Annotated in this window: 5 protein-coding genes and 2 pseudogenes; 6 read left to right on the forward strand and 1 reads right to left on the reverse strand. The window is 60.4% G+C overall.

Features of this window, described 5'->3' with window-relative positions; genetic code table 11:
* The 6 genes and pseudogenes from VQ042_RS24690 to VQ042_RS24715 all read left to right on the forward strand — a co-directional run.
* Window positions 1–112 (forward strand): annotated as a pseudogene (locus VQ042_RS24690) (IS630 family transposase); the annotation flags it as partial.
* A 124-nt stretch (window positions 113–236) separates the two neighbouring features.
* Window positions 237–953, forward strand: a complete 717-nt coding sequence (locus VQ042_RS24695; protein ID WP_331822916.1) for a lysophospholipid acyltransferase family protein — start codon at window positions 237–239, stop codon at window positions 951–953.
* A 130-nt stretch (window positions 954–1,083) separates the two neighbouring features.
* Entirely contained in the window at window positions 1,084–2,097 is a 1,014-nt protein-coding gene (locus VQ042_RS24700; RefSeq protein ID WP_331822917.1) for an AI-2E family transporter, read from the forward strand.
* Window positions 2,098–2,639: 542 nt separating this feature from the next.
* Complete coding sequence (locus VQ042_RS24705) at window positions 2,640–3,623, forward strand: sodium-dependent bicarbonate transport family permease (protein ID WP_331822918.1); 984 nt, start codon at window positions 2,640–2,642, stop codon at window positions 3,621–3,623.
* 5 nt (window positions 3,624–3,628) lie between these two features.
* Entirely contained in the window at window positions 3,629–3,934 is a 306-nt protein-coding gene (locus VQ042_RS24710) for a P-II family nitrogen regulator (protein ID WP_331822919.1), read from the forward strand.
* Between the two features lie 24 nt (window positions 3,935–3,958).
* Window positions 3,959–4,309, forward strand: a pseudogene (locus VQ042_RS24715) (transposase); the annotation flags it as partial.
* A gap of 76 nt (window positions 4,310–4,385) precedes the next feature.
* On the opposite strand, the gene VQ042_RS24720 reads toward VQ042_RS24715, so the two are convergent.
* The gene (locus VQ042_RS24720; protein WP_331822920.1) at window positions 4,386–4,535 is read right to left on the reverse strand and encodes a hypothetical protein; all 150 of its coding nucleotides are present in this window, start codon (window positions 4,533–4,535) and stop codon (window positions 4,386–4,388) included.
* Window positions 4,536–4,636: the final 101 nt, after the last annotated feature.

Below are 4,636 nucleotides of genomic sequence, written 5' to 3' on the forward strand. Positions count from 1 at the left end.
CTTCGTCGCCGAGCACAACCAAAACCCGAAGCCCTTCGTCTGGCGCGCCGATCCAGACGCCATCATCGCTGCACGAAGCCGAGGGTTCCAAACGTTGGAGTCAATCCACTAGTTCCGCCGCTTGCGGGCGCGCTCTTCGGTCCGACGTCATCCCGTGGCGAGCGGTCCCTGGCAGCGAAACAGTTGAGAGTTCATGGTTCTCGGGTCGATTAACATAGGTTTGTAAGGATCCGAGCATGCAGAGCTTACGATCAAGAACATTCGACGTTCTATTCGCCGGCTGGACGGCCCTGTTAGGCCTCGGCATTCCACTCCTGGTCCTGTTCCGTGCGCCGGACCGAACGATCAGAAGCGTTTCTCGCCTGTGGGCTCGTGGCGTCCTCTTCGAGTTGAAGCACATTGTCGGTCTGGACTACGTCGAGAACGGCCGTGAGCATCTCCCGGATGAGCCCTGCCTAATCGTCTGCAATCACCAGTCGACCTGGGAGACGATCGCGTTTCTTCTGCTAGTCCCCGACGTTGCGATCGTCGCCAAGCACGAGCTCATCCGAGTTCCGGTCTTCGCTTGGTATCTGAAACGATCCCCAATGATCATAATCGATCGCGAGGTCGGTACGCGTGCACTGAAGATCATGATGTCCGAAGCCAGGGCAGCCCTAGCGCGAGGTCGTTCGGTTCTGGTCTTCCCGGAGGGCACGCGCGGCAGCGGCCGAGACTCTCTTGCGTTTAAGCGCGGCGTGGGAGTGCTTTATTCCAAGCTGAATGTTCCCGTCTTGCCGGTCACTGTGGACTCCGGCCAATACTGGGGCCGCGATCAGCCATTCAAGCGGGCGGGGACAATCACCGTCTCGTATCATCCTCCGATCAGGCCAGGGCTCGCGGCCAATGAGTTCATCAGGGTCGCCGAAGCTTCGATCGAAGGCGCCCGAGATCCACTCGAATGCCGATCATGAAGACGGCCTACCGCTCCGCAGATGACGGCAACGCAACCGTGTCGAAGTGGTTTGTTGCGGCTGCGCCTCAGCATGGCTCTGTTCGCTCGCTACCCCCTGCCGGAGCATCTGGCTGAAAAACGAGGTCCCAATGTCACCGCCTGATTCCATCCGCAACCGCCTCCTGGGGGTGATTTCCTTTGTCGTTGTCGTCGCGGCGCTGAAATGGAGCTACGAGGTGACAATGCCGCTGGTCGTGGCGGTGTTCGTCATTGCTGCTGCATGGCCTATCAAGCCTTGGTTGGAAAAGCTGCTGCCCGAGAGACTTAGCTACGCTGGGACGATCCTCGCACTTCTCCTAATCCTGACAGGCTTCTTTGGGGTGATCTACCTTGCGATCGCGCAGGTCACCCAGACGTTTGCTCAGAACCATGAGCAGTTCCGCTCGCTCTACGAGAGCTACTCAGTCTGGGCGGCTGAACGAGGCCTGCCGGTCCCTGGCGGCGCAAGCGGTTACGATAACCTCGTCGAGATAGCGCAGGCCGTGTTCTGGGACATTTACACCGTTGTCGGCTATCTCGGCTTCGTCGCCATACTGGTGATGATGGGGCTGCCCGAAATCCCGACCTTTGCAAAGAAGCTGCGTGAGCAGGTCGACGCTCGGGAGAACCGGGAGCTGATCGACGCGTTCGAGGAGATGGCGGAAAAATTCCGCCAGTATATTGGGGTGACTGTGATCACGAGCCTGATCACTGGCGTCGCATCGGCGCTCTGGGCCTACTCGGTCGGGCTTGATCTAGCCCTTATCTGGGGCCTGCTGAACTTCCTCCTCAACTTCATCCCGGTGATCGGCAACATCCTCGGCATTATCCCGCCGACGCTCTATGCCTTCGTCCAGTTTGGCGACATCACGATGCCGCTCGTCGTGTTCGTGGGGTACGCGGTGCTCCAGCTTGCCATCAGTAACGTCGTCTATCCGATGCTCCAAGGCCGCGGCATGGCGATGCCGCCGGTGGCTATAATCGTTGCGCTCCTATTCTGGGGCTGGGTTTGGGGGGTCGCCGGGGCTCTCCTCGCGGTCCCGCTGACGGCCGCGCTCATCATCGTCTGCCGGCACTTCAAGAGCACCGCATGGATCTCCAGGATGCTCGCACGCGATGACTAGAATACCGTGCACCGCCGGCGAGAGTGTAAATCCGCCACCGCTGCGGAACGGCCGCTCCGAAACGTTGTCGCGGCCGCTCCCATAACGAGATCGGGGATAGCCCGACGGCTGCTTTTGCTTTGCCGATGCTCAGAAGCTGCCAGTCTCCTTTGGGCCGGTCCTGACGTAGCGGCTCAACCGCTCGATGTCAGACAAGGGGCGAAAGGAGACCGGCAGTTTCCGAGCAGAACGATGGAAAAGCCGCCGTTTCCCTCATCCACACGTTGCAGTCGTTCGCGACGAACGTCGGCGTCGAGTCCTTCCCGACGTTAGAGAGCAGTGTCCACGACGAGAGATGCTGGAGGAACCTCACGCCTGGCGCGACGATCAGCTTCCAGGATGTTAATGTTGGCGGGGTATGGAATTTATGTTGGGCGGCGCAGGGATGATGAGCACCGGTCCGGTATCGCAAGAGGGACGCCGCTCCTGCCAATGGATCACGGAAGAGCGCGACTGGTAGCGTATTCGTCCTAGCGGCGCGTTCCGGCAATGGTGAGGTAAGATTGGACGGTGTTCTGGGCTTGGCGGGTGCTAATTTGGTCTCGCCCATCATTCTTAGTTTTGTGTTGGGTCTCGTAGCGGCTCTCGCGCGCTCGGATCTGAACTTTCCGGAGGCAGTTGCAAAGGGGCTGTCCCTTTACCTCCTCTTCGCCATCGGTTTCAAAGGCGGCGCCAGCGTAGCAGCTCATGGTGTGGATGTGCGGCTCGTTGCCGCTCTACTGTCGGGAATTGTCCTCTCGCTGGTCCTACCTTTTATTGCCTTCGTGTTGATCCGTTCGCTCGCCACTGTTTCCGTCGTCGATGCGGCAGCGGTAGCAGGGCACTACGGATCGATCTCCATCGTGACGTTCGTCGCCGCCAGTTCGCTCCTCACCGGATTGGGCATCACGGCCGAGGGCTACATGGTGGCGGTCGCAGCCGCCATGGAAGCCCCCGCAATCCTCTCAGCATTGTGGCTTGCCGCATACCGCAGCAGCACAGCCGACGGGTTCGGAACTGATCTCTGGCGCGAGATCCTGCTTAACGGCTCAATCGTTCTCCTTCTCGGCGCGTTCGCTATCGGCTGGATCACTGGACAAGATGGATTGGCTGAAATCGAGAGCTTCATTGTCGCTCCCTTCAAAGGAGTTCTTTGCCTGTTCCTGCTGGACATGGGGTTGGTCGCCGGAAGGGGGCTGCGCGGCAGCCAGGGATTGCTGTCGCCCGGTGTAGTCGCTTTTGGTATCTTGATGCCGCTCCTGGGAGCCGGCGCCGGGCTTGCTGCTGGACTGCTGCTGGGGCTATCGCTCGGCGGCGTAGTGCTGCTCATGGTGCTCGGCGCCTCCGCCTCCTACATCGCCGTACCGGCAGCAATGCGGGTGGCGCTGCCTGAAGCCAATCCAGCACTCTCACTGACGTTGTCTTTGGGCGTGACATTCCCATTCAATCTGACCTTAGGGATACCGCTATATCTGATGATGGCTAGTGCAGTGGTGGTAACTGAATGACTAACATGCATGACGCGAAACGCGTGGAGATTATCATCGAAGCTGTCATGGAACGACAGCTCCTGATTGCACTGAATGATGCCGGTGTAAACGGCTATACAATCCTGCCGGTGAGCGGAGGCTCGGGCCAATCTGGCCAATGGACCCGCGAAGGCCAGATAGGACGTGGTAGCGGGATGATTGCCGTTATTTGCTTGATCCGCCCTGAGCGACTGGATGCACTTCTCGCAGCCGCTTTCGCCGTAGTCGAACGACAGATCGGCGTGGTGAGCGTCTCAGACGCAAAGGTGCTTCGGGCGGAGCGGTTCTGACGGGCGCCGCTGACTAAGTAGCGATGGGTGGTCTACGCCAAACCGCCCTTCGCGGGGCCAAGGGGCCGTGCTCGCCTATCTGTCGCGCTACACCCCCACCGCGTGGCCATCTCCTTGCGGCGTCTCCTCCCCTCGACGGGACGAGCGTCACCTTCCGCGTCAAGGACTATCGGCAGGACGGCGCCGCCCGCCATCGCACGCTGACGCTCGCGGCCGACGAGTTCATCCGCCGCTTCTTTCTCCACGTCCTCCCGAAGGGACTCCACCGTATTCGGCATTACGGGGTTCCTGACCGGCTCTGACCGCAAAGCCGGTCTCGATCGCATCCGCAAGCTCGTCGGTGCTCCGCCACCGGCGCCGCCTGCCGACGAGCCCGGAGCCTCGGAACCGTCCGTCAATGTGGGGATATTGCGGCCTAACTGAAGGGGCTTCGTTTAAGCGGCTGCGGTGGCTACCGCGACGCCGACGCGGCGACGCTTGCGCTCATGCTGACGGCGGGAATGCCAATGCGGCAGCAGTCCGCAGCCAGTGCCAGGTTGCGTCGCTGTTGGCCAGTTTCAACAGAAATACGCTGAATGTCGGCGACATTGTAACTGCTCACGTCGGTGGCATTCTGTCTTGATTTGAGGGGCTGGATATGAGTCAAGATTCCCATGACTCACCCGCCCCGACGCTTGCTGACCGACGCTGATAAGGACGCAC

The sequence above is a fragment of the Aurantimonas sp. A2-1-M11 genome (assembly GCF_036549475.1).
Lineage (GTDB): Bacteria > Pseudomonadota > Alphaproteobacteria > Rhizobiales > Rhizobiaceae > Aurantimonas.